The following is a 26,408-nucleotide window of genomic DNA, read 5'->3' on the forward strand; positions in this document are numbered from 1 at the left end:
ATAAAATAATTAAATGCAGAATGCAGGTCGAAACATCCGCTGTCAATTGTTTTTAATTATTGTCGACACTTGTCTTTTGGTATATTGGGAGCAGCGACAGGAGGCTCTCTCGATGGCGCGGACGGACGAACGCTTCAGGGCAACTTTCAATGCGGTTCTCGATGAGTGTTCCGCGTTGAAACCAGGTGATTTGCTGGCTTCGGAACTGGCGCTTGCCGCGCAATTCGACGTAAGCCGTACCGTGATCCGTTCAATCCTCGAACGTCTGGACATGATCGGGGTGGTGCAGTGGAGGGGACGCCAGAAAGCGCTCATGCGGACGCCGCGCCCAGACGAATGGCTGACAGTAAATGCGAGCCAGGTTTCCCCCGAAGAGCTCGAACGTCAGTTTCTCTACTGGATCCTGCGCTTCGACGTGCCGCCGGGCACGCCGCTCAATGTCGCCGAACTTGCCCGACAGTTTCGGGTCAGCGTGCACGGCCTGCAGGAATTTTTAGCGTCGCTCAGCCGGTTCGGCCTTGTCAAACGGCGGCCTAAAAACGGTTGGGAGCTGGTTGGATTCACTTCTGATTTCGCGATCGAGCTTTCCGATTTCCGCATGATGATTGAGCTCAACGCGATTTCGCAGCTCATAGCGTTGCCCGACGGCCACCAAATTTGGCACAGAATAGAAGAGCTCGACGAGGCGCATCGCGCGCTGGCAGTGGCAATCGATGAGCGCTTTCACGATTTTTCCCTGCTGGACGAGCGCTTTCATCTAGCGATAGGCAGCATCACGCGCAATCGCTTCGTCGCCGAGTTTCAGAAGGTGATCTCCTTGATTTTCCACTACCATTATCAGTGGGATAAGAAGGACGAACGCGAGCGTAACGCAGCCGCAATCGATGAACATCTGAGACTGATCGCGGCCCTGAAATCGCGCGACGAAACCGCAGCACTCGCGGCAGCGCGCGATCACCTGCGCACGTCGAAGCAGACACTGCTCTCCTCGCTGCGCATTCACGCCCTATCCTAGCGGATTGAAGATAGCCTCGCCGCCCACGGGCCACTGCGCATGGATCGCTTCGAGATTGCGGGTCAGGGATCGCGCTTGCGCGGTCCCCAGGAGCACCGATGTGACCGCCGGGTGGGTCATCGCGTAGCGAAGTGCCGCGGTGGCGAGGGGCACCCCAAACGACTCGGCGCGGCTTTGGAGCAACCCCGCCTTTTCGAGCATTTGCGGCGTCGCAGGCTCATAGTCGAACACGGCGCCCGGAACCGGTCCCGTCGCCAGGATGCCGGAATTGAATATTCCACCGAGCACGAGGCTCGTATTCGATTTCCGGCATCGTGCGACAAGGGCCTCTTCCGCCGAGCGGTCGAGCAGCGTAAGGCGCCCCGCCAAAAGGATCACGTCGAGCTCCGCCGCCGCCATCACCTCCAGGCAGGCCTCGTTCTCGTTCACACCCAGGCCGAACGCGCCGATGCGGCCGGCTTGCTTCAGCTGCTGGAGCCGATCGATGCCGGTGCCTAGCAAGTCGGCCATATGCACCTCATGGGAGGCCCCATGCGTCAGGCGGCCGATGTCGTGCACATAGAGGATATCGATATAGGACGTCCCGAGCCGCTCGCAGCTCTGCTCGAAGGCCGCTTCGATACCGTCCCCCGAATAGTCGTAGCGAACCGTCATGGCGAGCGGCGCGATGAACCCATCAGCCTGCTCCAGCGACTCGCCGGGCCACAGGAGACGCCCGACCTTGGTGGAGAGGACAAAGCTTTGCCGATCGCGACCCTTGAGGAATCGGCCAAGGCGTAATTCCGAACGACCGCGGCCGTAGTGAGGCGCGGTGTCAAAATAACGGATACCGCTATCCCAAGCGAACTGCAGCACATTCGAGACGTCCTGCTCGCTGACAATCCTATAGAGATTACCGATTGCCGAGCAACCGAATGCGACATCTGTGACGTGGACGCCCGTTTTTCCAATTCTCCGGCGATTCATGCGACCTTGTCTCCCTGCCCTTCATTCATTGAACCGACGAACTTCGTCATAGTTCGCCTCGAGCGCCAGCGCACCTGTTCGTTATTGTTTTTTATAATTTAAAACATAAGTCAAGCCTATATACTCAGGACAATTCGCTACCCCGCTTGAGGGAGGACCGATCATGCTGGGGCGGGCGAATGAAGAAGCTGAGATTCATGGAATGCGAGGTCCCGATGCCCCTGTCATGCTCTGGCATAAAATAGAGCGAGGTTGGTTCTTGACGTCCTGTACAAAATAAGCCCTCGAGGGAAATGTCGAAGTATAATGTCCTCAAGCTCATCACTCCACATACGGCACCTTGAGCGCGACGCCGTCGCCAAAGCTAAGGAAAGCATTAAGCCCTATCTGGTTGAAACAAATGACCGCGAGAACACGGGACAGCCGGCAGCGAGCGGCACCAGGGCGTTAGATCTTAACCACTAGCGACCCCTCTCGGCTGTGCATACCGCATGGGTTAAAGACTTGAGGGCCCGGATTGCTTGCTCGGCGCTAGTACCAACACCGACGGGTGCGTACTGAAAATAACGATCCCGTGGCGCAGGCTTCCGAGACGCGAAAAGCTCTGCCGAGATCTCATGTCAAAAATAGCAAGCGAGTCCATCGCCGATCCTTAAGCCAAGAGCGTTGGGAGGAGCCCGCCGAAAATCCGTCGGGCTCTCGGTTCAATTGAAATCCTTTACGTTTTCCGGTGTCACAAGCCCGGCTCCGGTGTCGACGTTGGCCTCGACATGTTCGCCTCGGATAGCTTTCACAACGGTATCGACGCCGAGTTCGCCCATCCTCGCCGGAAACTGTGCAACGCTTGCATCTTCGGTTCCGGCTTTGATCGCTTCAAGCTCCCCGCAACAGGCGTCAAAACCCACAAGAATGATTTTGTCGTTGGCAATGTTCGCGTTGGCGAGCGACTTTACGGCTCCCGGAATGGGCGGACCACAGGCAGCGTAGATTGCTTTGAGGTCCGGATTGGCCGTCAGGATGTCTTCGGTGACGGAGGTCCCGAGTTCGAGGGTGCAGTTGGTAGCGCCCTTGGCCACGACGTCAACCTTGACGCCGCCCAATCCCTCCATCATCCCGGTCACGCGTTCGTCCAGCGCCGGCACGCCCGGCACCCCTTCGAGTATGGCGATCTTGTCGCCATCCTTGAGCTTGGTCTTCAGGAACTCGCCGGCGATCTTACCGCCGTTGAGGTTGTTGGTGGAAACTAGTGCAGATTGGCCCTTCCATCCCGGAATGCTGTTATCGACCAACACAACCTTGATGCCGGCGGCGACCGCCTTGTCGAGCGCGGGTGCGACGGTGGGGTCGACGGGCGTGATCGCCAATCCCTTGACGCCTTGCGTGACCATCGATTCGATCAGGGCGATTTGGCCTTCGATGTCGGTTGCTGACTGACCTTGGCCGGTGACGAGCTCGATCCCGGGGTGGTCGGCAGCGTATTTTTTGGCGGCCTCCTCCATCGTCGAATAGAACGGCACCGGAAATTTGGTGATCAATCCGATCTTGACGCTTTCAGCGGCAGCCAACGGATCGGCCATGACGGCGACCAGCGCCGGTCCCATAAAGAACTTCAGTTTCATCGCGCTTCCTCCCTGTTTTGACGGGCCCTGACGGTCTCCTCGCGGCCGCCTTTCGAACCCGCAATTTTTTCGGCTCAAGCCCCCACGATCATCGAGACCAGTTCCTGTTTGTTGTCGTGTGTCGGGACGAGCTCGCCAACTTTCCGCCCTTGTCTGAGCACCACGGCTCGACCGGCCAGTTCCGTCACGTGCTCCATGTTGTGGGTGATCAAAATGATCGCATTTCCGCGGTCGCGCAGTGCGCCGATGAGGTCGAGCACCTTGCGAGATTCGCGCAGGCCGAGCGCCGCGGTCGGTTCGTCCAGGATGACCACCTTACGGGCAAAGACTGCCGAGCGGGCGACTGCAATGGCCTGGCGCTGTCCGCCGGACATCAACGCCACGACCGCATTGAGGTGGGGCAGCGACACGTTGAGCGATTGGATCAACGAGCGCGTCTGCTCGTCCATCCTCCGCTTGTTGAGGAAGCGCATGGCGCGCGGTAGCCATTTCGGACCTGCAATCTCGCGTCCGGCGAAGAAGTTCTGTGCCGGGGTAAGGTTGTCGAAAAGCGCGAGGTCCTGATACACAGTCTCGATTCCGGCCGACCGCGCGTCGGCGGGCGATCGCAGAACGTTGGCCGCGCCGTTTATCACGACGTCGCCTGCGTCCAGCCGGTGAACGCCGCTGATGCACTTGATAAGCGTGGATTTGCCCGCGCCGTTGTCTCCAAGCAGGGCGAGGATCTCGCCGCGATCGACGTCGATGCTGACGTCGTCGAGTGCAACCACCGAGCCGAAACGTTTGCAAGCGCCACGGACGCACAGAACCGGACGGTGCGGGAGTGCGGCGAGCTGGTGCTGTGTCATGGCCCGGTCTCCGCCCGCAGCACACGCATGCGGGACTCGAGATGGTTGCGAAGGACATCAGCCTCGACGGCGACGACGATGACAACGCCGATGACGATCAACTGGTAAAACACCCCGACGTTCATCAGGTTGAGGGCGTTGCGGATGACGCCGATCATAATCGCTCCGATCAAGGCATGGCCGATGTGCCCGCGACCCCCGAGAAAACTAGCTCCGCCGATGATGACCGCGGCTATGGTGTCGAGCTCCAGTAGATTGCCGAACAGCGGCGATCCCGCATCGGTGCGGCCGGCGAGAAGTACGGCTCCTATGCCTGCGCAGGTTCCCGAAATGACGTAGGTCGAAACCAAGACCGCGGAAACCGGAATGCCCATGCGGACGGCGGCGTCGGCCCTGCCGCCCACGGCATACATCCAGCGGCCCCAGACCGTCGACTGCGTCAGGACAAACATCAGCCCCGCAACCCCCGCGACCACGAACACCGACCCGGGAAGCCCGGCAAATGCCTCCTGGCCCAAGCTCCGGATGGCTGGCGGCATCCCCGGAATGGCGCGGCCGTCGGCAAGCTGGAGGGCGATGCCTTTGGCGATGCTGAGCGTCGCCAACGTGATGATAAACGGGTGCGGCAGGCGTCCGTAGACATAAAACAGGCCGTTGACGGCACCGACGGCCGCGCCGGCCGCGACCATGACGGCAACGACCGTCAGCGTCGAAGCGCCGGCGTGAAAGCTCAGCGCCCCGAGCACGGAAGCCAGTGCGAGGTTCGATCCGACCGAAAGGTCGATCCCCTTGGTCAGGATCACCAGATGCTGTCCCATCGCGACGACGCAGATCACCGCGGTCTGGGCCAGGATGTTGCCGAGATTGCGCGGTGACAGAAAGTATGGCGACAGGAGGCTCAAGACCAGAACCAGCCCGATCAAAATGAGGATCGCGCCGGCACCGAGCAACTTGAGGCCGACGGCCACCGCGACATTCTCGCTGGTCGCAACAGCGGCGGCGCGCGGTTCAGCGACTTCTCGTTCAAGCGGTTCGTCCATCGCCGTCAACACAACCTCCTGATGACAATGCAACCCGGGGTTTGTATTCTTATCGATAAAAAGCCGCAGGACTGGACGAACGTCAAGTTGTTTTTTATAAGTAATATGCAACCCAAAGAAGACAGGCGCATCTAGTGAAGCCCGATTCAGTTTTCAAGAAAGCTTTCAACCGCGTGCTGCAACTGATAGACGCCGCCGATGTCGACATCGGCGCGACCTCCGAGAACGCTCTGCGGGCAAGGATCGGCGTTAGCCGCACCACCGTGCACAAGGTGCTTAGCGAGCTCGATGCCCGCGGCATAATGCAGGCGTCCGGCAACGGGCCGAGGGCTGGCAGGCCCATACTGAAATCCGACTATTTTCCCGATCCGGAGACGACATCGAAACGCCAGCATGTCGAAGAACAGTTCATGGAGTGGATGTTGCGCGGGGACACCCAGCCGGGCACGCTCATTAACGAGCTGCAGCTGGCGAGGCAGTTTGGCGTGGCAACAAACGGCATCAGAGAATTCCTGATCCGCTTTAGCCGGTTCGGGCTGATCGAGAAAAAGCAGAATTCAGGCTGGCTGTTCAAGGGATTCACCGAGGCTTTCGCGCTCGAACTCTTCGAGATCCGCGTCATGTTCGAGTTGCGCTCGGCTGTCCTCTTCGCCGAACTACCCGATGACTCGCCCTTGTGGAGGGAACTTGCCGAACTGAAGACGGCGCACCAACAGTTGCTGCGGGAAATCGGCGGGCGCTTCCACGATTTTTCGCGGTTGGACAATCGCCTGCACCGCCTCATAAATCGCGCTGCGCCGAACCGCTTCATCGACGACTTCTATGACGTGATCACCCTGATTTTCCACTACCACTACCAGTGGAACAAGAAAGATGAACTGCAGCGCAACGAGGCAGCGATCGGCGAGCACCTCGCCTACATCGACGCACTGTTCAGCGGAGACACGCACGAAATCGAGCGCACGTGCCTGCGCCACATGACCTCAGCGCGAACGACGTTGGTCCGCTCGCTTCAGGTGGCCGCCTGAGCTTCCGCTTGCACGCTGTCCAAAATGGCGCATGCAATGCTCGAAATGTTAGCTGGTATGCTCTATCAGCCAGGTTTTCGCCTCGGCCTATTCATCAACTCGCCCTGTTTGGCATTCATCAGTACCGCTACTGTGTCGCAAGCGCTACCGCGGCGGCCGCACCCTTCGTCTTCCATGCATGATGCAGCATTTGGATGTGGAGACGGCCATGGTGATTTTGCTGGATGCGGGATTCTGGCGTTGACCTCATTTGGTGCTATCCAAGCCTTTCCCTTAGCTTTAACCCCCAAGTGCGCAGGGCGCTATCGGCGCTGCTACGCGTGAGATACGTGTCGCGCTGCAGTTAACTTTGAGATGCTGAATTAAAATGCGTTAGCATTGTACTTAATTTGATACCGTGTAGTTTATTTGAGAATTCGATGCTAACCAGTTTATTTGAGAACCGCCGGCACCCTTGAGCCCGCATGGGCATCTTTTGACTTACCATCGCCGTTCCACTCCTGCGATGCTCAAACTCAGAACACCCCGCGTTCAAGGCTGTACCCTTAATCTGACTATGTCGAAATACGTGATTGGGATAAATCTGGTCCTCCATCTGAAATTGCGTTTCTCCGATCTTTGTGAAGCCATTCTTTACGTAGAATTTCGCAGCGCGCGTGTTTTCGGCATTGACGCACAGCCAGACGTCGGGGCGTCCCGTCGAGGCGCAGAATTACGGGCCAGTCGTTAACAGTACTCTTCCGGTTCCGGTGCCTCGGTGCCGCGGCTGGAGATACAGCGTTGCGATCTCAACATCGGAGCAACCATGCAAAGGTGGTACTGCGTCGCGGGCGATACGGATAAATCCATCGATCCCAACAGAGTTCTCGGAAACCCAGATAACGCTGTCCGTTCGCGATAAATTATCCTCGAAACCGGCCGTGGTGAACTCTTTCAAAGCACGACAAGCTCATCAAGGTGCCAGACATCATCTTTTGTCGGCGCTTTGCAGGGAAAGCGACGCGCATAGTCCGGACCGTGCTTTCGACACCGTCGGCGAATGGTCTCATGGGACACGACAATACCGCACTCAAGCAGCCATTCCTCAACTTCGCGCAGGGTCAGATTGAAGCGAAATTACAGCCAGATCGCTCGCGCCACGATCTCGATTGGATAGCGGTGGTTCTTTAAGTCGATGCGGTCTTGTTCATACAACCAACTATCCCAAATGCAGCGACAGGGGAAAAAACAATGTGATGTAGTGGATGGCGCCCTCCAGCGGCATCAAGTGTGCCAGAATAGGTTTGTTGCAAAACCTTTGAGAGGAGCCATCCACCATAGACGAGATTACAACGATTGGGTTTGATATCGCAAAGAATGTTTTCCAACTGCATGGCGTCGACGCGCATGGACAGATTGTACCGCGCAAGTCGCTGCGCCGCGGGCAGTTGCATCAGTTCTTCGAGAAGCTGCCTCCTTGCCTGATCGGAATGGAAGCTTGCGCTACAGCCCACCACTGGGCACGGACGCTGATGACATCTGGCCACGACGTTCGCCTGATCCCACCGGCCTATATCAAGCCTTACCTGCGCCGGCAGAAGAACGATGCCGCTGACGCTGCCGCAATCTGTGAAGCGGTCACCCGTCCATCGATGCGGTTCAGCAAAAGGCTTGCCACCATTCCCGGGATCGGAACTGTCACTGCATCATGTCTTTCGGCCAGCGTTCCGGATGCGCGCGTATTTAAGTGTGGGCGGGAGTTTGCTGCCTGGATGGGTCTCGTGCCCAGGCAATTCTCAACGGGCGGTAAACCGCGGCTCGGTTCCATCTCCAAAATGGGTAACCGGCGTTTGCGAGCGTTACTCGTCGTAGGAGCCCATGCCGCGCTCTACAGGATGAAATCCGGCAAGACCCAAACACCGTTGGCTGACTGGGCACGCTCGCTGTTATCAAAGAAGCCGTTCAAACTGGTGGCGGTCGCCCTTGCCAACAAGATGGCGCGCATCGCGTGGGCAGTCATGGCAAAAGTTAGTGATTATGAACCTGGGTTCAACGGTCATAAGGTTGTGCAAACAACGGCATAGAATATGCGTGAAAGCATTCGCTCTTTTGGGGCAAACAGTTGGCGGAGTGACTATGGTGTGATGTGAAAGCAAAAGCGGAATGGACCGCACGAACCGGAAAACCCGTAGCGTTGTCTTGCGCATTAAAAGCGCGTCAATGTGAGAGGGACCGGATCAAGCGGAAAACATCAAGGCCAGCGGTCATGAACATACCGCGCTCAAAGGCCGGAGACATGACTGCACCCGACCCGCCAAGCTCAAACATTGCTCAAAATCATCTTGCCAAATGGGCGTCATCCAGACATGACAATGCCCTTAGTCCTCCACCATATAACTTCTGCGCAAATAAAATTTGCTAATATCATCAATATGTATTTGCAAAGTTAACTTATTATTGATTTAATATTATCTAAGAGGATGCATGAAAGGGCCGGGCGGTTGAACCATCGAAACCTACGGCGCTGAATTTTCCACGGCTGCATGGCAGATGTTTATTTCTACGGGAAATTATCGACTTATGTCCAAATCCAAGAGGCAAGTGAGTGTGGGGCGACCCACCATGATGGATGTTGCTGCAGCGGCGGGCGTCTCCCAGGCCACCGTCTCATTGGTTCTCAGCGGAACGAAAGGTGCGCGGCTTGCCGACGCCACACGGGGTCGCGTGCTGGAAGCAGCGCAGGCGCTTGGCTATCGTTTTGTGCGCCGTGGAACCAAGGCAGCCCCGGGTGGGCAGTCCACAATAGTTTTCGTTGCCGATGAAACCTCAACGGATCCTTGGATGTCGTTGGCCTTCGAGGGCGCCCGGGATAAGGCGCTCGAATATGGTATCAACGTGCTGATGGCAGTTAGTCATGGCGACGCTGATGTTGAGACCAATATCATCGCGGGTCTGAGGAAGTTGCCCATTCTTGGTCTGATCTACGGTACAATCTTGACCAGGCTCGTGCAGATTCCTGTGGCCCTTGCCGGCCGTCGTATCGTCTTGGTGAACTGCTATGACGAGCATCACGAGCATCACTCCGTTCTGCCTGGTGATCTGTTGGGCGGCCGCACCGCAACCGAACACCTGCTGCTGTACGGTCGCCGGCGGATCGGCTTCATCAATGGCCAACAGGGGGTGGACGCGGCGCGTGATCGTCTCAAAGGCTACAAGCAGGCGTTGGCCAGCAACGATATCGCCTTCGATCCTGCGCTGGTGCGTCCGGGCAATTGGGAGCCATCGGCGGGTTACGAAATGACGCTGGAACTGATGGCATTGGACAATCCACCCGATGCCATCTTCTGCGCCAACGACATGATGGCAGTCGGCTGTTTCGACGCACTCAAGCAATTGGGCGCCATAGTACCGGACGATGTGGCCGTTATTGGCTTCGATGATCGCAATATCGCGCAGTACACGCACCCTCCCCTATCAACCCTCGTTCTCCCGCTCTATGAAATGGGGCGGACGGCTGCGGAGTTGCTTATCGATGCGGCCGGCGGCCTGCACACCACTCCAAGCCGCATAAAGGTTGAATGTGAACTGATTGCGCGAGAGTCCACCGCCTGCCAGCGCTTCGACAATGCCGAAGCCACCGTGGCGGCGCAGTGATCGTTTGAAGATAGACGACCTCGATTCCGGCGCGATGAGCATCCGGTGGCTTGTGAAACTCGACCTTATTGTCCGAGATGAAGATCTCGCCTGAGCGTCGTCGCGAAATTTCCGGCTATGACCTTTCCCAAAGTGGACTTGCCTGTCCCCATCAGGCCGATGGTTTCTCCCGGCTCGATCGAAAGCGATACATCGCTCAATGTGGATTGCCCCCAAGTGCTTACTCACTCCCTCAAGTCTCAGCGCGCTTATATGCCTCCCTTTCGGCTCGTCTTCGGAATCGGCCGCGGGAGCGCAGCTTCGTGCCGTGGCGGCAACAGGCACCCTTGTTGCATTTCCTCCACGGCCCGTACGCTGCGCACCTTTGATGAATTTCCAGCTTGACGGCTGCGCTAATTAAGTGCTGTTATTAGCACTAAATATGATCAGATCTGCAACCCCATTGAACATCAATATTGGTTCAATGATTTCGGTTCGTGTGCCGCAATGGGAGGATCAGGGCGGCAAACAGATCTGGCGAGCGCTTGGACAGACTTCTGCTTGGCTGTGCCGGATAAACCAAACTGAGGAGTACACTATTTTGAGGTACGAAAAGTCCTTCAACGAAAGACGGAGCCACCCAAATGGGTCAGCGCCCCTTCGAAATGGGGCAGCGCACTTCTGAGGTAATGATCCAACTGGTCAAGGGGAGACGATCTACACCGGTCTGGATGTGTGCACGCGTGAAGAGCCGGGCATCTACGCCCGGTAGCATCATCGAGTGATTCGACGCAATCCCGTCATGGCGTTTCGGCGCCATGACGGCCTCGACCGCCTGCGAGGGCTGCGGAGCTGTACCCTCTTATTCGAGTGTGCATATTGGACGGAGGGGAACAAATTGAAACTTCTGGTTACTGGAATAACGGGAAAGGTAGGAACCAATTTCCTGCCCGAATTCCTGGCCAATGAAAAATTTTCCGGCTGGTCCCTGCGCGCGCTCTGCAACAACCGCGTCATCGACCATGCAACGATCGAGATCGTACGCGGTTCATTGTCGGATGAACACACAGTCCGTGCCGCCCTGGATGGCGTGACCCATGTGTTGCATATGGCTGCTGTCAAGGAATCGCCTCATCTGGCGATCGACGTCGGCGTCAAGGGCATCTTCAACCTGCTTGAGGCCTTCCGTACTTCGAAGGAGGCGAGGCAGTTCATCCTGATCGGCGGCGACTGCTCGGTGGGCCACATTTTCCATCCATATGATGCCCCTATTACCGAGAGTTCCCCGCGCCGCGCCTATCCGGGTTGTTACGCACTAACCAAGGTGATCGAGGAAGTCATGCTCGAGCAATACCGCATTCAGTACGGCATCAATGCCTGCTGCCTTCGGGCACCTTGGATCATGGAGAAGGATGATTTCCGGTACGTGCTGAGCTTCCGTGACCAGTTCGGTGGGCCGGCGTGGAGTGAATTCTTGACGGATGAGGCAATCGCTCGACATGCCGAGGCTGGCGCCATCCCATTGCTTCGCGATGCGAGGGGCGCTCCGCTCAAACGCAATTTCATCCATGTCAGTGACCTTGTCAGCGCAATTCTTCTGACTCTGGGCAATCCGGCAGCCGATGGCGAACTTTTCAACGTCGGTATGGATGTCCCGGTGGATTACGCCTGCGTCGCGGCCCAACTGAGCGCCTCGCATGGCGTGCCGGTTGTGGAAATTTCGACGCCCTTTCACAGCAACTGGCTCGACAATACCAAGGCACGAATGTTGCTCGGTTGGCGTCCGACCGTCGATCTTAAGCTTCTTATCCAGCGCGCCTGGGCATATGCCCGAGCGCCCGACGACCCGCGCCTTGTCTGGTACCCGGGGTAAGCGCATGCGCGGTAAGCAATATCCGAAGCCGGCTCCGGGGCGATCCGAATGCGACCGTCCGGGCGGACGCCCAAAGCAAAGGATATGTACCGCCCTGCGGCAAATGGGTTGCTGCGGGACATTCTGTAAAGTTGAGGGATATGGCCGTGACCATGCTCTCACAATGGGAGGATAAACAATGAACCTGAACCTTGCCGTCTCGATCGCCATGGTGGTTTCCGGTCTGGCCGGCCCCGCTGTCGCTCAAGATAAGCCCCAGTTGGCTTTTGTCGTGAATGCCGCTTCGGACTTCTGGAAGCTCGCCGAAGCCGGCGTCAAGAAGGCCCAAGAGGAGTTGCCGGGCTACGAACTGCAGTTCCGTTATCCGGCTCAAGGTACCGCTGCCCTCCAGAATGCTCTGATGGATGACCTTGTGGCTGCCGGCACCGATGCGATCATGATATCGTCGGCTGACCCGAAGAACTCCATCGACGCATTCAATCGTGTTGCGGCCCAAATCCCGCTGTTCACCACCGACAGTGACGCGCCTGGCAGCAAGCGTATCGCCTATCTTGGTTCCTCCAACACCTTAGCAGGCGTGCAAGCTGGCGAAATCGCAGTCACCGCGATGCCCAAAGGTGGGAAATGCATGGGTTTCGTCGGGTTCCTGGGAGCCGATAACGCTGTTGAGCGTATCGCCGGGTTCCGTAAGGCGGTGGAAGGATCCGGGATCGAGCTTGCCGACGTGCGCGGCGACGACGTCGATTTCGCCCGTGCCCGGTCCAATGTCGATGACGTGCTTGCCGCCAATCCGGACATCACCTGCATGGTAGGGTTTTATTCCTACAACCCACCAAAGATCTATGAGGCCCTCCAGGCTGCGGGCAAGCTTGGCGCCATCACGGTCATCGCATTCGACGAAGACCCGATTACCCTCGGTGCGGTGCGGGAAGGCAAGTTCGCCGGAACGGTCGTGCAGGATCCCTACCAGTGGGGCTATCAAGGCATGCATCTGATGGCGAAATATCTCGAAGGCGACAAGTCGGGGGTTCCGGCGGATGGCCTCATTATTGTTCCAACCAAAGTCATCAACGCTTCCAACGTTGATGCCTTCGAGGCGGAACTCAAACAGCGCATTGGCGGGTAAACTCCTCCCGGTCAGTGCGCCGCATCGGGCACGGGCTGTGCATCCGGCCCGGTGCGAGCTTGTTACTTTGAATATTCGGCCAATAGCGTCGACTATCTCTGCTTCCAGTAAATCAGATGGCCACGATATATGACGACTAAAGCGGATCAGAAACGCCCCCTGTTGGTGCTTGAGAGCATTTCAAAAGCCTATCCCGGCGTGGTGGCCCTCTCCAATGTGTCCATGTCGGTCATGGCTGGCGAAGTGCTGGCCCTGATCGGAGAGAATGGCGCCGGCAAATCCACGCTGATGAAAATTCTGGGGGGCATTGTACAGCCCAGTTCGGGCCATATCATTGTCGATGATGTGCGATGCGACCAATTTTTGGTGACCGAGTCACAATCCGCCGGGATCGCGTTCGTTCATCAGGAACTCAACGTCTTCGACAATCTTGATGTCGCTGCCAACATGTTCTTGGGCCGCGAAATACGCTCGGGTTTCCTCGGGCTATTGGATGATAAAACCATGCGTGCCGCAGCCGAACCGCTTCTGCGACGCGTAGGGGCCACGTTCAAGCCCGACACACCGGTAGCTGATCTGTCATTGGCCGAACGGCAGTTACTCGAAATCGCCAAGGCGCTCTCCATCAAGGCGCGCGTCATCATCATGGATGAACCAACGTCGTCACTGACTCTGTCAGAAACGAAAACCCTGATGAACGTCATTGCCGATCTCAAGGCCGAGGGCATTGCCGTCATCTACATATCGCATCGTCTGAGCGAGATTGAGGAATGCGCCGACCGTGTCTTCGCGCTGCGCGATGGCAAGGCGGCCGGTGAACTCAGCAAGTTTGAAATAAACCATGACGCCATGATCCGGATGATGATCGGACGCGACCTCAATTCGTTATATGCGCCGCCGGCCAACCCTGCGGGAGAGGCTATATTGTCTCTGAGGGCTGTCAGAACCAGCGCAAAACCATGGGCTTTGGTCGAATTCGATATCCATTACGGGGAAATTCTGGGAGTGGCCGGACTGGTCGGCGCGGGACGAACGGAACTGGCCGAGGCCATTTTCGGTATCGGCACCATTCTCGAGGGCGAGATCATGCTGGCGGGCAAGCCGTTCAGGGCGGCTTCGCCGCGTGACGCTATCGAAGCGGGCGTCTATCTCGTGCCGGAGGATCGCAAACGCACTGGCCTCATATTGGAAAGCGCGATCTGCGAGAATATTTGCCTCGCCGATCTTGGTGCAGTGTCGCGCAACGGCTTCGTTTCGCAATACTTGGTTAATGCGCGCGCCGAAGATCAGCGTACAAAACTCGGTATCAGAACCACCAATGTCATGCGCAATACCGCCGAACTCTCCGGCGGCAACCAACAAAAGGTTGTGTTGGGCAAATGGCTTTCCATGCGGCCGATATTGATCATTTTTGACGAGCCCACCCGCGGCATTGATGTCTCCTCCAAGGTTGAAATCTACAGGCTCATGCGCGCTTTGGCAGACGCAGGTGTTGGGGTCATGATGATCTCCAGCGACATGGAAGAAGTGATCGGCGTGTCCGACCGTATCGTCGTGTTGCGGGAAGGAGAAATCGTCGGATCGCTGTCGCGATCGGAGTTTTCCGAACACAATGTGCTCAAGCTCGCTGTCGGGCAAATCAGGAAAACCAATGCATAAAAAAGACCTAGGGTTGGCAGTTCTGATCATAATTGTGGGAGCGGTAGTCTATCTGCGAAATCCACTGTTCCTTTCGCCCATCAATCTGGGCAATACAGCCAACCTAATCGGCCTGTTCGGCCTCTTCGCCATCGGGCAGGGCTTTGTGATCATAACGGGTGGTATCGATCTATCGGTTGGGTCGATGATTGCGCTGCTCGGTGTCATATTCGTCGATATGGTGGGGAAGTTCGGAGTGCCGTGGCCGGTGGCGATCCTTGTCGTTATCGCCATCGGAACGCTCCTGGGACTGGCTCATGGCATTTTGATCACCAAACTCAGGATGCAACCCTTCGTGGTGACACTATGTGGCCTGCTGATCTATCGCGGCGCAGCGCGCGGCTATACGGGCGAAGCCACTGCCGGGTTTCCCTTCGGCGCAAACTATCCAGAATTGGAATGGCTGACCATTGGGCGCTCGTTTGGAGTTCCGCACTCCTTCTACGCCATGATTATCATCGGGGGAGTCTGTTGGTTCCTGCTTCACCGCTCTGTATTTGGCCGGCATTTGCAGGCGGTGGGCAAGAATGAGGATGCGGCACGCTACTCGGGCATTCACACCGGTTTCGTCATCACCGCTGCCTATGTTATCTGCGCTGTGCTGACCGCCGTTGCGGCGGTCTATTTCGCTATGTTCACCAGATCGGTGCAGCCATCGTCACATGGCAATTTCTACGAACTCTACGCTATCGCGGCCGCGGTCTTGGGCGGCTTCTCGTTGCGTGGCGGAGAAGGCTCGATCATCGGCGTCGTGTTGGGCGTCGTATTGCTTCAAGAGTTGCAGAACTTGGTCAATCTTCTCGGCATACCTTCTTCGCTCAACTTCGCGGTGATGGGAGCGGTGATCCTGTCCGGGGTTTTGGCAGATCAGCAATTCAACCGTTACCGGGCAAAGAGAAAGGCCGCGAACGCCCTCGGCTTGCTGAATAGAAAAGGCTCGACGCCTCGTCAGGCGCCGGCCACTACCGACGAGATCAGATAGCGGATAGTTTCACCATCTTCGACTGCAAAACAAGTACCTTGTTCCCGAATATCCCCGGTCAAGCCGTCCTCACCGCGGTTTCTCGCTGGCATCATTGGCAATAAAGGCATGCAATGCTGCCGCTACAGGCGTGCCAACGACGGCGAGATCACGTACCGTGCTCATGTGATCCCCATCAGCAACGTGCGATGCCCGCACTTCGAGCCCTTGGGCGGAAAGAATGTCCCTGAAGGCATTTGCTTGGATTTTGAAGGGGTAAGTTTCCAGTTCGCCTGTCATGATAGCGACGCGCGTTGCAAGGTCGTACTCGCGCCGCATCGGCGTAAACCGTCGCACCTCCTCGTCGCTCAAGGCGATCTCGTCACGCAGGAAAGACGTCTGCAAGGGTGCGAGGTCGTATAGCCCGCCAAGCAGAAAAGCAGAAATTACACCCGACGGCGCTACGGAGCGATTAAAGAGAAAGGTCGCAAGATGTGCACCCGCGGAGTGGCCGCTGACGGAAAATCTGCTGGGCGTGGCACCAAAGCGATCGGCATGCGCCAGCAGGAAAGTCTTGGCTTTCAGGACCTGACCGATCAGGACCTCCATCCTCGCCATGGGCATCAACGAATAATCGACGATGGCGGCGACCGCGCCGGCGCGGGTGATGGTCTCAGCGACGCAAGAATAGTCCTCCTTGGAGAACATGCGCCAATAGCCGCCATGGATGAACATGTGGATCGGCATGCCCGAGTCGGCACCATTTGGCAGGAAAATGTCAAGCGTCTCGCCCGCCTCACGACCGTAGGCGACGTTGGCCTCCATGGCGACGGTGCGGCGAGTGGCGATGCTGCGGGTACGGATATCGCCGACAATGTCGTCGAAACTTGCGACATGGTCACGAATGCGGAACGGATCGGCTGCCACAGTTCCCTCCTTCACAAACTTGTCGCGATGTACTTGGCTTCCATGAACTCCGCGAGACCGTGACGCTGCCCTCCTTCACGTCCAAGGCCGCTCTGCTTCACACCGCAAAAGGGGGCGGCGGGATCGGAGACCAGTCCACGATTGAGCGCGATCATGCCTGCCTCCACCTTCGAGGCGACGCGCATGCCACGGCCCATGTCGCGGGTATAGATGTAAGCGGCGGGGCCATATTCCGTATCGTTGGCGGCGGCGGCGACCTCTGCCTCACTCTCGAAACGGTAAAGCGGAGCCACGGGACCGAAAATCTCCTCGCAGCCCATGTCTGAGGCCGGGGAAACATTCGCAAGCACCGTCGGCGAATAGAAGGAGCCGCGCCCTGCCGTGGCCCGTCCGCCGCAAAGGACGCGCGCGCCCCGCGAAATGGCGTCCTCAACGAGCCGGTCGATCTTCTCCACCGCCTTGCGCGTGATCATCGGACCGCATTCCGTATCCGAATCCACACCTGGGCCGACCCTGAGGGCGGCCATGCGCTGGTGAATTTTTCCGCGAAGGCATCATGGATACCGGACTGGACGAAAATGCGGTTTGCGGCCGTGCATGCCTCGCCCGCATTGCGCATTTTCGCCACCATCAGGCCCTCGATCGCCGCGTCGAGGTCCGCATCGTCGAACACGATGAACGGCGCGTTGCCGCCGAGTTCCATAGAGCAGGAGATGACATTTTTCGCCGCTTCCGCCAAAAGCGTGCGGCCGAGCCCGTCGAGCCTGTGAAGGAGAGTTTTCGCACGCGCGGGTCGGCCAGCATGGCGGCGGTGACGGGCCAAGGCGTCGACGTCGTCAGCACATTGACGACGCCCGGCGGCACGCCAGCCTCTGCCGTCACCAGGACGCGAGCCTGCAGGACCGCATGGTCACGCGGTGCGCCGTGCTCTTCCAGCAGGCGGGTGGCGAGCGCAAGGGCTGCCACTTCGGATATCCTCATATTTTTTTCCCTCCCTATATAAATCGTATAGGATATAGGATTGTATTAGCCGCAGCATCGTGTTAGCGATTGAACCTGTCAAGGGGCAATTCAGCAGATGATTTTGACGAGACCTAAAGAACCATCTGCGAGCACGACCCAGATACCGCGCGCCAACAGCCTGGCCGGCGACGTCTACGAAGTGATCTTCAACCAGCTCATGTCGTTGAAGATCGCGCCGGGCGCGCGCATCACGGTCGACAACCTGGTCAAGGAATTCAACGTCTCTCACACGCCGATCCGCGAAGCACTCGGCCGGCTTGAAGGCGAGGGTCTCGTCGTCAAGCAGCATCTCGTCGGCTTTCGTGCCGCACCCCAGATCACGCGCCATCGCTTCGACGAACTCTATGAACTCCGCTTGTTGCTGGAGCCCGCCGGCGCTGCCAAGGCGGCCCAGGCGATGGACGACGAAAGGCTCGCTATCCTGACGGAGGCCGCAGGCGTGATGACGCGCAGCGACAACAGGGACGAGCGGGCGAACTATTCGGCTTTCGCCCGAAAGGACGCCATCTTCCACGACCGCATCATGGAATTTGCCGGCAACGAGCTGATCCGCGAGATGCTGACATTCCAGCACACGCATTTCCACGTCTTCCGCCTGATGTTCCATCGCCGCGTGACCGAGGAGGCGCTCGGCGAACACCAGACGCTGCTCGATGCCTTCGCGGCTCACGACCCCGACGCCGCGGCGAACGCAATGCGCATCCATATCGAACATTCGCGCGACCGGCTGCTGCCGGCATTCGACGAATTCTGAGTAACCCGACAGGCAAGGAAGCGCCTGCCCGACCTGACAACGAGGAGGAGAACCCATGCCAGGCAAGAAAATCCTGATGCTCACCGGCGATTTCACCGAGGAGTACGAAATCTTCGTCTACCAGCAGGCCATGGAGGCCGTCGGCCATACGGTGCACGTCGTCTGCCCGGACAAGAAGGCCGGCGACATCCTCAGGACGTCACTGCACGATTTCGAGGGTGACCAGACCTACACCGAAAAACTCGGGCACAACGTCACCATCAACAAGACGTTTTCCGAAGCCGAGAAACAGCTCGACCAGTATCACGCCGTCTACTGCGCCGGCGGGCGCGGGCCGGAATATATCCGCACCGACAAGCGGGTGCAGGCGATGGTGCGCCATTTCCACGACGAGAAGAAGCCGATCTTCACCATCTGCCACGGGGTCCAGATCCTGATCGCGGTCGATGGCGTCGTTCGCGGCAAGAAGGTGGGCGCACTTGGGGCCTGCGAACCCGAAGTCACCCTGGCAGGCGGCACGTACATCGACCTCTCTCCGACCGAGGCCTATGTCGATGGTACGATGGTTTCCGCCAAGGGTTGGACGGCGCTCGCCGCCTTCATCCGCGAATGCCTGAAGGTGCTGGGAACGGAAATCCGCCACACCTGAGACGACGGGACCAAGAAACGAAAGGCCCGGCAGATGACAACTGCCGGGCCTTTCTTTGCGGTTGGGCTTGCAATCACACTCCGCCGCGGTTCCAGCCGCGGCCGCGGTCGCCGAACATCTCGTAGCCGCCATGGGTGATGGCGAGCGTGTCCTCCAGCTTGATGAAGCCGCGCTTCGGGTGAAGCATCGTCGTCTCGACCGAGATCACCATGCCGGCTTCCAGCGGCCTGTCGGCATCGATGCCCTCATAGGCGACGGGGTGGTTCGTCATGAGGAACGGCGCTTCGTGGCTGATCAGGCCCATGCCGTGGCAGAAGAAGTCGGTGAAGGCCGCCGACGGCGAGGCCTTGAGTACGGCTTCCGCCGCCACGATCATCTCACTGCCCGCAGCCCCTGCCCTGACCCTGGCGAAAGCCGTCTGCTGGATGGACCCCACCTCGGCCAGAAGGTCCTCAAGCTCCGCATCCGGCTCACCGAGCACGCCCATGCGGCAGAGGTCACCGATGTAGCCGTGATAGTTACCGCCGGAATCGATCGACAGCACCTCGCCCTCGGCCCAGGGCTGCGGCGAGGCGGCGCGGTTGTGGCTGGATCCCAGCGTCAGCAGGCAATATTCGAAATGCAGGCCGCGGTTCGTTTCCTCCCGCCGCAGTTGCTCGATGATCTCCGTCTTCGTCGAGCCAGCGCGGGCCGCCGCGATCGTCGCCAGCATCGAGTCGGTGATCAGTTCGGAGGCGCGCCTCAGCTTTGCCAGTTCATCCGGCGTCTTGACGGCCCTTAGCCGCTCCAGCGCATGCGTGGCATCGGCGAATCGCGCGCCCTCCAGCCGCGAGGCAAGGAGGTCGCGGGCGTCGGACGGCAGGAAGGCCGGCTCGATGCCGATGCGCCCGCCGGCCTTGCCGATCTTCTTCAGGTGCTCGACGGCGAGCCCGGCGGCATCCTGCGTGCCCCAGGTCGCCGTATGCACGGCGGGCGTCCAGAACGGATTGTTCTTGTGCTCTCCGCCCTCCATGCGGTTGCCCACATAGGCCGAGTGGTCCGGCGCGCCCTTATCGTAGATCACTATTGGCAGATACCGGCTATGGCCGATCGCATCCATGGCCGCGAAGAAGATGAACTTGTAACCGCCCATCAGATATTGCGTGTTGTGCTTGGAGGTGGCGACGATGACGTCGATACCGGCTTCGTCCATGAGCCGGTCGAGCTTGGCCGTATCGAACGGCGGCACGGCGGGCCTTGTTTCCTCTGCATTAATGTTCATCGTTTTTCCTCCCAGAAGATGTGTGGCCCGGCTTCACCAGCCCGGCGGCAGCAGGCGGAAGTCCGGCAACTCGCGAAGCGCAAGCTCCGGCCCCGCCGGCGAATAGACGACAAAGAGCTGCATGGGCTCCGCGCCGGTATTCTTTGTCGAATGGAAGCGGCTTTCCGGAACATAGATCGTGCAGCGGGGGCCGACCTTCGTTGTGATCGGATTGCCGTTCTCATCCTCAACCATCTGCTCGCCCTCGCCGGAGATGACGAAGATGATCTCCTCCGCACCCGGATGATTGTGGCGGGCATGGCCCTCGCCGCTCGGCAGGTCCACGACACCTCCGGAAAAGCGGCTGGCGCCGTTCACCTCTGGCCCCACCGTCAGCGACAGCTTGCCCCAGTCGAAACCGAAGGCGCTCACATCCTCCGGATAGATGAAGTACTTGGTCTTTGGCATGAAATGGTCTCCTCCCGTGTCCTTCCTCAGACGACCGCGCCGATGGCGAGCGCCTTGAAATCTTCCGTCTGCTTGCGGATCGCCGCCTCTGCCGGCAGGCGCTCCATCGAGCTTGCGCCGTAAAAGCCGTGGCAGCCGGGGCAACACTCCAGGATGTAGCGCGCATCCTCCGGCATGGAGATCGGGCCGCCGTGGCAGAGCACGATGACGTCGTCGCGCACCGAGCGAGCGGCCTTGGTGATCGCCGTGATCTCATCGACGCAGTCATCGAGCGACTTGCCGGAGGTGGCGCCGATCGTGCCGCCGGTCGTCACCCCCATATGCGCCACAACGATGTCGGCACCGGAAACCGTCATGTCGATAGCCTCGCGCTCATTGAAGACATAGGGCGTCGTCAGCAGGTCAAGCCCGTGGGCGGTGGCGATCATCTCGACCTCCAGACCGTAGCCCATGCCCGTCTCCTCGAAACTTTGCCGCATCCGGCCGTCGAAGAGGCCGATTGTGGGGAAGTTCTGCACGCCGGAAAAGCCCATTGCCTTCAGGTCGGCGAGGAAGCGCGGCATCAGCACGAAGGGGTCCGTGCCGTTGACGCCGGCAAGCACCGGGGTCTTTTTCACGACGGGCAACACTTCGACCGCCATGTCCTTCACGATCTCGTTGGCATTGCCATAGGCGAGCAGGCCGGCCGCCGAACCGCGCCCCGCCATGCGGTAGCGCCCCGAGTTGTAGATAATGATGAGGTCGATGCCGCCTGCCTCCTCGGCCTTGGCGGAGATGCCCGTGCCGGCGCCGCCGCCGACAATTGGCACTCCCGCTGCGATCATGCCGTGGAATTTTTCGAGGATGGTCTTGCGCGGTATGGCTGGCATCGATTTTGTCTCTCAGGGGTTGGCGATGTCACAATAGGCCGCGACGGCGGCCTCTGCGAATTGCGGGTCGTTGATATGGAGCGGCAGGCGGACGATGCGTCGCGCCGCCGTTGGCTTCACGGTCGCCTCTAGCGCGGCAAAGAGCACGGCGTCGGCTTGCGGATCGAAGAATGCACCGCCTTCGATGTCGAGGGCCGAGACGCCCTTCTCGGGAATGAGGAAGCGTACGGGGCCGTAGCAGAGATTGAGCTTCTCGCCGATCCAGCGCCCAATCTGCGCACATTCGGCCGACGTCGTGCGCATCAGGGTGACGTTCGGGTTGTGGCGGTAGAACAGCCGGCCGGCATAGCGCTCCGGGACCGTCTCCGGCGCCCAAAAGTTCACCATGTCTAGCGCGCCGACGGAGCCGACATAGGGCAAACCCGTGCGAGCGATCGCGCCGAAACGGTCCGGGGTGGCAGGCAGGACGCCTCCGAGAAGCAGGTCGCAGACCTCGGTCGTCGTGATGTCGAGCACTCCCGAGACAAGCCCGCTGTCGGTAAGCTTCTCCATCGTGCGCCCGCCCGTGCCAGTGGCGTGGAAGACCAGGCAATCGTACTCCACCCTGAGGCGCTCGACCATAGCGGCTACGGCAGGTGTCGTTACCCCGAACATGGTAAGCCCGAGGGCCGGTTTCGATGCGGTCACCTCAGCGGGCCGGCTGGCCATGGCCGTAATCGCCTGGGCTGCATTGTGCAGGATGACCCGGCTCAGCCGGTTCAGGCCCGCCATGTCGGTGACCGAAGGCATCATCACGATATCGGAAACGTCGACATAGGGAGCGACGTCGCCGGACGCGAGCGTCGAGACCATGATCTTTGGCAGGCCGAGCCGCAATTGGCGCATGCCCGCGGTGATGATCGAAGTGCCTCCGCCGCCACCGATACCGATGACGCCGGCAATGTCCTGGCGCTCAATGAGGAAGCGCGAGAAGGCGATGCCCATCGCCTCGACCGCCCTGCCGCGGTCGTCGCAGGCAAGGACGGCTCCAACCCCCTCCGGATGGAAGGCCGCAACTGTCTCGGCATTTATATCAAAGGCAGCCGCAGGCGCGCGCGTGCCGACATCGACGCGCACCACACCGCCGCCCGCCGTCTCGATGCATGCAGCCAGATAGGCAAGCTCCTCGCCCTTCGTGTCGGCCGTACCGACTACGTAGATGTGCTTCATTTCTCCTCCGCGACCGGCGGATTTCCACCCAGCCATGTCTCACATTCACAGCACTCGATGGCCCTTGCAAATTTATGAGACGAGCGTATCATAAAGATATGCATGTCTCACGTCAACAGAACGAAACCGCCAGAACCGCCGAGCGAGGCCCGCGTGCCCGCACGCGAAAACTGATGCTCGAAACGGCAACGCGGCTCATGCAATCCGGCATCACTCCTTCAGTAAGCGAAGTCGCCGAGGCTGCCGAAGTGTCGCGCGCAACGGCCTACCGTTACTTTCCAAGCCAGGCGGCGCTCGTCCACGCGGTGGTGGACGAGGCTCTGGGACCCATACTCGACTGGTCGTCCGACAGTCCCGATGCACGTACCCGCGTTGCCGATCTGCTGGCGACCGCGATGCCGCGCATCGACGAGTTCGAGGCCACCTTCAAGGCGGCGCTGAAGCTTTCGCTGGACCAGTGGGCGCAGCGCCAGGCCGGCACGATCGGCAACGAGCCGCTGTTCACGCGCGGCCACCGCGTCGACCTGCTGAAGTGCGTGACTGCGCCCCTGCAGGGCACCGTGCCGCCCGAATCCCGGGAACGCCTTGCACAGGCGCTCTCCCTTGTCTTCGGCGTCGAGGTACTGATCGTGTTGAAGGATATCTGGGGACTGACCTCCGAAGGCGCGCAGTCTGTTGCCGAATGGGCGGCCAAGGCGCTCGTTGACGCCGCGATACGGCAGGCGGAGAGCGAGGCATGACATGGGCGATCCTCCGACTTGAAGCGAGAACTGGTTCGACCAGTTTAGTTAATATTCTTATTGTGTCGTTGTCCAGATCGGCGATCGCGAATCAGAATGTGCGACGACAAGATGGCTTCAAGAAACCCGCAATTGTTGGGCGATTTAGAAACTTTGAAGACGAGTCTTGGCGGAAGCCCGCCAAAACTTGCTCTTGACGATAATGGCATTTGGTACTACCAGATTAAGGGAAAAGTATTCAGGCTTGAGATCTGAAACGGAGCGAAGGGCCGGGGAAGACCCTCAGCGGGACCACCACCCAGGAGGATCAGCAAGCTGGATCGGAAGACCCGCAACGAAGCGGAAGCGTGCATAAATGGGAGGAAACGTTATGCGCAAAACTGTGACCGGCCTTTTGGCCGGTGTAGGCTTGATGCTCGCCAGTGGCACGTCCGCTCTGGCACAGGAACTGACGATCTTCTGGGCCGAGTGGGACCCGGCAAACTATCTCCAGGAACTCGTGAACGAGTACGAGGCTCAAACGGGCGTGAAGGTCACTGTCGAGACCACGCCGTGGGCCGACTTCCAGACCAAGGCCTTTACTGAGTTCAATGCCAAGGGCTCGGCCTACGACATGGTCGTCGGCGACAGCCAGTGGATCGGTGCTGCGTCCGAAGCCGGGCACTATGTCGATCTCACCGACTTCTTCAACAAGCACAAGCTGAATGAAGTCATGGCGCCGGCGACGGTGAAATACTACGCCGAATATCCCTCGAACTCCGGAAAGTACTGGTCAATCCCGGCTGAAGGCGACGCCGTCGGTTGGTCCTACCGCAAGGACTGGTTCGAGGACCCCAAGGAGATGGAGGCATTCAAAGCCAAATACGGCTACGATCTTGCCCCGCCGAAGACATGGGCCGAGATGCGTGACATTGCCGAATTCTTCCACCGTCCGGACAAAAAGCGCTACGGCATCGCCATCTACACCGACAACTCCTATGACGGTCTCGTCATGGGTGTCGAGAACGCGATCTTCTCCTATGGCGGAGAACTCGGCGACTATCAGAGCTACAAGGTCGACGGCATCATCAATTCGGAGAAGAACGTCAAGGCGCTCGAAATGTATCGCGAGCTCTACGGCTTCACACCTCCCGGCTGGGCCAAAACCTTCTTCGTCGAGAACAACCAGGCGATCACCGAGAACCTCGCGGCGATGAGCATGAACTACTTCGCCTTCTTCCCGGCTCTGGTGAACGAGGCGTCCAACCCGAACGCCAAGGTTACCGGCTTCTTTGCCAATCCGGCAGGTCCGGGGGGTGAGCAGTTTGCAGCGCTCGGCGGTCAGGGTATCTCGATTGTCTCCTACTCGGAGAACCAGGAAGAGGCGATGAAATTCCTCGAATGGTTTATCAAGGATGAGACCCAGAAGCGTTGGGCCGAACTCGGCGGCTACACGGCAAGCGCAAAGGTGCTTGAATCGCCGGAATTCCAGAATGCGACACCCTATAACAAGGCCTTCTACGAGACCATGTTCAAGGTGAAGGACTTCTGGGCGACGCCTGAATATGCCGAACTGCTGATTCAGATGAACCAGCGCATCTATCCCTTCGTCACCGCCGGTGAAGGCACGGCGAAGAAAGTGCTCGACTCTCTGGCAGCCGACTGGAACGCTACCTTCGAGAAATATGGACGACACAAGTAGCAGGCGCGTCACGTGGAGGGGCCCTGCCCCTCCCTTTTCATTTTGCATCTCCGCGCCAAAGGGCGTGGTTCGAGCGGGCGCGGCGCCCGGCATTAACTTCGCGCATCGTGATGCTCGTTCCGGCATCCGGCGCCGAACTCTCGGAGGAGGAGAGTATTGGCCACCGCAGTCATGACATCGCTGGACACGAAATCGCGTGCCGCATCCCGCGGCATGAGCGACATCCGGATCCGCAATCTCTTCATCATTCCGACGATCCTATTCCTGATCGTCTTCAACATCTTTCCGCTGATCTATTCGCTGGGCTATTCCTTTACCGACTTCCGCGCCTCGTCCAACGCGCCGGCCAATTTCGTCGGCCTGCAGAATTACCGCGAGTTGCTGAACGACCCCTTCATCTGGTCGAACTTCGCCATCACCGCGAAATATGTGATTGTCTCCGTGACGGGGCAGGTGATCGTCGGCTTCGGCACCGCAATGCTTCTCAACCGCGACATTCCGCTGAAGGGCCTGCTGACGACGCTGCTCCTGCTGCCGATGATGCTGTCGATGGCAGTGGTCGGCCTCTTCTGGAAGCTGCTCTACGATCCTTCCTTCGGCATCATTAACTACGCGCTCGGCCTCGGCTCCTTCGAGTGGCTGTCGAATCCGGACATGGCGCTCTATGCGGTAGCAATAACGGACATCTGGATGTGGTCGCCCTTCGTGATGCTGCTATCGCTCGCCGGGCTTTCGGCCGTGCCAAAGCATCTCTACGAGGCGGCGGCGATCGACCGGGCGGGGCCGTTCTACACGTTCTTCCGCATCACGCTGCCGCTGGTGGCGCCGATCCTGATGATCGCGATCATCTTCCGCACCATGGAAGCCTTCAAGACCTTCGACCTCGCCTACATCCTGACCAGCCAACCGACGACCGAGGTGATCTCGATCCGGCTCTACAAAATGGCCTTCCAGGAATGGCAGACAGGTCGCTCCTGCGCTCTCGCCTACATCGTTCTGATCATGGTGCTCGCTATCACCAATATCTACGTCAAGTACCTTAATAAGGTGAAGGAGCGCTGA

Annotated in this window: 23 protein-coding genes and 2 pseudogenes; 13 read left to right on the plus strand and 12 right to left on the minus strand. The window is 59.0% G+C overall.

The window, feature by feature from the left end:
• Positions 1–13 precede the first annotated feature (13 nt).
• Positions 14–1,015 (plus strand): GntR family transcriptional regulator, encoded by a 1,002-nt coding sequence (locus BLM14_RS20785; RefSeq protein ID WP_237143614.1) that lies wholly within the window; start codon positions 14–16, stop codon positions 1,013–1,015.
• On the opposite strand, the gene BLM14_RS20790 is transcribed toward BLM14_RS20785, so the two are convergent.
• From BLM14_RS20790 to BLM14_RS20805, 4 genes are all read right to left on the minus strand, one after another.
• Positions 1,007–1,981, minus strand: a complete 975-nt coding sequence (locus BLM14_RS20790; RefSeq protein ID WP_100001799.1) for an aldo/keto reductase — start codon at positions 1,979–1,981, stop codon at positions 1,007–1,009. The genes BLM14_RS20785 and BLM14_RS20790 overlap by 9 nt on opposite strands.
• A 704-nt stretch (positions 1,982–2,685) precedes the next feature.
• Positions 2,686–3,600, minus strand: coding sequence for a sugar ABC transporter substrate-binding protein (locus BLM14_RS20795; RefSeq protein ID WP_100001800.1), 915 nt, complete (start codon positions 3,598–3,600; stop codon positions 2,686–2,688).
• A gap of 74 nt (positions 3,601–3,674) precedes the next feature.
• The gene (locus tag BLM14_RS20800; protein WP_100001801.1) at positions 3,675–4,448 is read right to left on the minus strand and encodes an ATP-binding cassette domain-containing protein; all 774 of its coding nucleotides are present in this window, start codon (positions 4,446–4,448) and stop codon (positions 3,675–3,677) included.
• Complete coding sequence (locus BLM14_RS20805) at positions 4,445–5,497, minus strand: ABC transporter permease (RefSeq protein WP_237143615.1); 1,053 nt, start codon at positions 5,495–5,497, stop codon at positions 4,445–4,447. The genes BLM14_RS20800 and BLM14_RS20805 overlap by 4 nt, the downstream gene beginning before the upstream one ends.
• A 125-nt stretch (positions 5,498–5,622) precedes the next feature.
• On the opposite strand from BLM14_RS20805, the gene BLM14_RS20810 reads away from it, so the two are divergent.
• Positions 5,623–6,516: a GntR family transcriptional regulator gene (locus tag BLM14_RS20810; RefSeq protein WP_100001803.1), complete on the plus strand. Its 894-nt coding sequence runs from the start codon at positions 5,623–5,625 to the stop codon at positions 6,514–6,516.
• A 939-nt stretch (positions 6,517–7,455) separates the two neighbouring features.
• Here BLM14_RS20810 and BLM14_RS31975 read toward each other — a convergent pair.
• Positions 7,456–7,692, minus strand: a pseudogene (locus tag BLM14_RS31975) (IS6 family transposase); the annotation flags it as partial.
• Between the two features lie 140 nt (positions 7,693–7,832).
• Between BLM14_RS31975 and BLM14_RS20815 the strand changes: the two are divergent.
• Positions 7,833–8,579: a transposase gene (locus tag BLM14_RS20815; protein WP_100001804.1), complete on the plus strand. Its 747-nt coding sequence runs from the start codon at positions 7,833–7,835 to the stop codon at positions 8,577–8,579.
• Between the two features lie 538 nt (positions 8,580–9,117).
• Positions 9,118–10,149: a LacI family DNA-binding transcriptional regulator gene (locus BLM14_RS20820; RefSeq protein ID WP_100001805.1), complete on the plus strand. Its 1,032-nt coding sequence runs from the start codon at positions 9,118–9,120 to the stop codon at positions 10,147–10,149.
• 65 nt (positions 10,150–10,214) lie between these two features.
• Here BLM14_RS20820 and BLM14_RS32735 read toward each other — a convergent pair whose 3' ends face one another.
• Positions 10,215–10,349 (minus strand): ATP-binding cassette domain-containing protein, encoded by a 135-nt coding sequence (locus BLM14_RS32735; RefSeq protein ID WP_418314257.1) that lies wholly within the window; start codon positions 10,347–10,349, stop codon positions 10,215–10,217.
• 677 nt (positions 10,350–11,026) lie between these two features.
• Here BLM14_RS32735 and BLM14_RS20825 point away from each other — a divergent pair.
• The 4 genes from BLM14_RS20825 (at position 11,027) to BLM14_RS20840 (ending at position 15,807) form a co-directional block, all read left to right on the plus strand.
• Complete coding sequence (locus tag BLM14_RS20825; RefSeq protein ID WP_100001806.1) at positions 11,027–12,001, plus strand: NAD-dependent epimerase/dehydratase family protein; 975 nt, start codon at positions 11,027–11,029, stop codon at positions 11,999–12,001.
• A 178-nt stretch (positions 12,002–12,179) separates the two neighbouring features.
• Positions 12,180–13,127, plus strand: coding sequence for a sugar-binding protein (locus tag BLM14_RS20830; RefSeq protein WP_100001807.1), 948 nt, complete (start codon positions 12,180–12,182; stop codon positions 13,125–13,127).
• A 129-nt stretch (positions 13,128–13,256) separates the two neighbouring features.
• Complete coding sequence (locus tag BLM14_RS20835; protein WP_100001808.1) at positions 13,257–14,786, plus strand: sugar ABC transporter ATP-binding protein; 1,530 nt, start codon at positions 13,257–13,259, stop codon at positions 14,784–14,786.
• The gene (locus BLM14_RS20840) at positions 14,779–15,807 is read left to right on the plus strand and encodes an ABC transporter permease (protein ID WP_100001809.1); all 1,029 of its coding nucleotides are present in this window, start codon (positions 14,779–14,781) and stop codon (positions 15,805–15,807) included. Before BLM14_RS20835 ends, BLM14_RS20840 begins: the two co-directional genes overlap by 8 nt.
• A gap of 69 nt (positions 15,808–15,876) precedes the next feature.
• Here the strand turns inward: BLM14_RS20840 and BLM14_RS20845 are convergent, their stop codons facing one another.
• A complete protein-coding gene (locus BLM14_RS20845) occupies positions 15,877–16,713 on the minus strand; it encodes an alpha/beta hydrolase (protein ID WP_100001810.1) in 837 nt (278 codons plus the stop codon).
• 11 nt (positions 16,714–16,724) lie between these two features.
• Positions 16,725–17,694 (minus strand): annotated as a pseudogene (locus tag BLM14_RS31585) (aldehyde dehydrogenase family protein).
• Between the two features lie 97 nt (positions 17,695–17,791).
• On the opposite strand from BLM14_RS31585, the gene BLM14_RS20855 reads away from it, so the two are divergent.
• Both BLM14_RS20855 and BLM14_RS20860 read left to right on the plus strand, forming a co-directional pair.
• Positions 17,792–18,490, plus strand: coding sequence for a GntR family transcriptional regulator (locus BLM14_RS20855; RefSeq protein ID WP_100001811.1), 699 nt, complete (start codon positions 17,792–17,794; stop codon positions 18,488–18,490).
• 55 nt (positions 18,491–18,545) lie between these two features.
• The gene (locus BLM14_RS20860; protein WP_100001812.1) at positions 18,546–19,139 is read left to right on the plus strand and encodes a DJ-1/PfpI family protein; all 594 of its coding nucleotides are present in this window, start codon (positions 18,546–18,548) and stop codon (positions 19,137–19,139) included.
• 73 nt (positions 19,140–19,212) lie between these two features.
• Here BLM14_RS20860 and BLM14_RS20865 read toward each other — a convergent pair whose 3' ends face one another.
• The 4 genes from BLM14_RS20865 to BLM14_RS20880 are packed head-to-tail and all read right to left on the minus strand — an operon-like array spanning position 19,213 to position 22,925.
• Entirely contained in the window at positions 19,213–20,400 is a 1,188-nt protein-coding gene (locus tag BLM14_RS20865; RefSeq protein ID WP_100001813.1) for a M24 family metallopeptidase, read from the minus strand.
• A 33-nt stretch (positions 20,401–20,433) separates the two neighbouring features.
• Complete coding sequence (locus BLM14_RS20870) at positions 20,434–20,847, minus strand: cupin domain-containing protein (protein ID WP_100001814.1); 414 nt, start codon at positions 20,845–20,847, stop codon at positions 20,434–20,436.
• A 26-nt stretch (positions 20,848–20,873) separates the two neighbouring features.
• Positions 20,874–21,716, minus strand: coding sequence for a phosphoenolpyruvate hydrolase family protein (locus tag BLM14_RS20875; protein WP_100001815.1), 843 nt, complete (start codon positions 21,714–21,716; stop codon positions 20,874–20,876).
• Between the two features lie 12 nt (positions 21,717–21,728).
• Positions 21,729–22,925 carry a Tm-1-like ATP-binding domain-containing protein gene (locus BLM14_RS20880; RefSeq protein ID WP_100001816.1) on the minus strand — a complete coding sequence of 399 codons (1,197 nt, stop codon included), beginning with the start codon at positions 22,923–22,925 and terminating at the stop codon, positions 21,729–21,731.
• 98 nt (positions 22,926–23,023) lie between these two features.
• Here BLM14_RS20880 and BLM14_RS20885 point away from each other — a divergent pair, with 98 nt between their 5' ends.
• The 3 genes from BLM14_RS20885 (at position 23,024) to BLM14_RS20895 (ending at position 26,408) form a co-directional block, all read left to right on the plus strand.
• A complete protein-coding gene (locus BLM14_RS20885) occupies positions 23,024–23,665 on the plus strand; it encodes a TetR/AcrR family transcriptional regulator (RefSeq protein WP_162293218.1) in 642 nt (213 codons plus the stop codon).
• Between the two features lie 370 nt (positions 23,666–24,035).
• The gene (locus BLM14_RS20890) at positions 24,036–25,346 is read left to right on the plus strand and encodes an ABC transporter substrate-binding protein (RefSeq protein ID WP_100001818.1); all 1,311 of its coding nucleotides are present in this window, start codon (positions 24,036–24,038) and stop codon (positions 25,344–25,346) included.
• A gap of 156 nt (positions 25,347–25,502) precedes the next feature.
• Positions 25,503–26,408: a carbohydrate ABC transporter permease gene (locus tag BLM14_RS20895; protein WP_003562956.1), complete on the plus strand. Its 906-nt coding sequence runs from the start codon at positions 25,503–25,505 to the stop codon at positions 26,406–26,408.

Source organism: Phyllobacterium zundukense, from assembly GCF_002764115.1.
GTDB lineage: Bacteria > Pseudomonadota > Alphaproteobacteria > Rhizobiales > Rhizobiaceae > Phyllobacterium > Phyllobacterium zundukense.

Coding starts and splice junctions, on each gene's coding strand:
- BLM14_RS20785 (WP_237143614.1), top strand. CDS start 14: ATGCAGAATGCAGGTCGAAACATCCGCTGTCAATTGTTTTTAATTATT.
- BLM14_RS20790 (WP_100001799.1), bottom strand. CDS start 1,981: ATGAATCGCCGGAGAATTGGAAAAACGGGCGTCCACGTCACAGATGTC.
- BLM14_RS20795 (WP_100001800.1), bottom strand. CDS start 3,600: ATGAAACTGAAGTTCTTTATGGGACCGGCGCTGGTCGCCGTCATGGCC.
- BLM14_RS20800 (WP_100001801.1), bottom strand. CDS start 4,448: ATGACACAGCACCAGCTCGCCGCACTCCCGCACCGTCCGGTTCTGTGC.
- BLM14_RS20820 (WP_100001805.1), top strand. CDS start 9,118: ATGATGGATGTTGCTGCAGCGGCGGGCGTCTCCCAGGCCACCGTCTCA.
- BLM14_RS20830 (WP_100001807.1), top strand. CDS start 12,180: ATGAACCTGAACCTTGCCGTCTCGATCGCCATGGTGGTTTCCGGTCTG.
- BLM14_RS20835 (WP_100001808.1), top strand. CDS start 13,257: ATGACGACTAAAGCGGATCAGAAACGCCCCCTGTTGGTGCTTGAGAGC.
- BLM14_RS20840 (WP_100001809.1), top strand. CDS start 14,779: ATGCATAAAAAAGACCTAGGGTTGGCAGTTCTGATCATAATTGTGGGA.
- BLM14_RS20855 (WP_100001811.1), top strand. CDS start 17,792: ATGATTTTGACGAGACCTAAAGAACCATCTGCGAGCACGACCCAGATA.
- BLM14_RS20860 (WP_100001812.1), top strand. CDS start 18,546: ATGCCAGGCAAGAAAATCCTGATGCTCACCGGCGATTTCACCGAGGAG.
- BLM14_RS20865 (WP_100001813.1), bottom strand. CDS start 20,400: ATGAACATTAATGCAGAGGAAACAAGGCCCGCCGTGCCGCCGTTCGAT.
- BLM14_RS20870 (WP_100001814.1), bottom strand. CDS start 20,847: ATGCCAAAGACCAAGTACTTCATCTATCCGGAGGATGTGAGCGCCTTC.
- BLM14_RS20875 (WP_100001815.1), bottom strand. CDS start 21,716: ATGCCAGCCATACCGCGCAAGACCATCCTCGAAAAATTCCACGGCATG.
- BLM14_RS20880 (WP_100001816.1), bottom strand. CDS start 22,925: ATGAAGCACATCTACGTAGTCGGTACGGCCGACACGAAGGGCGAGGAG.
- BLM14_RS20885 (WP_162293218.1), top strand. CDS start 23,024: ATGCATGTCTCACGTCAACAGAACGAAACCGCCAGAACCGCCGAGCGA.
- BLM14_RS20890 (WP_100001818.1), top strand. CDS start 24,036: ATGCGCAAAACTGTGACCGGCCTTTTGGCCGGTGTAGGCTTGATGCTC.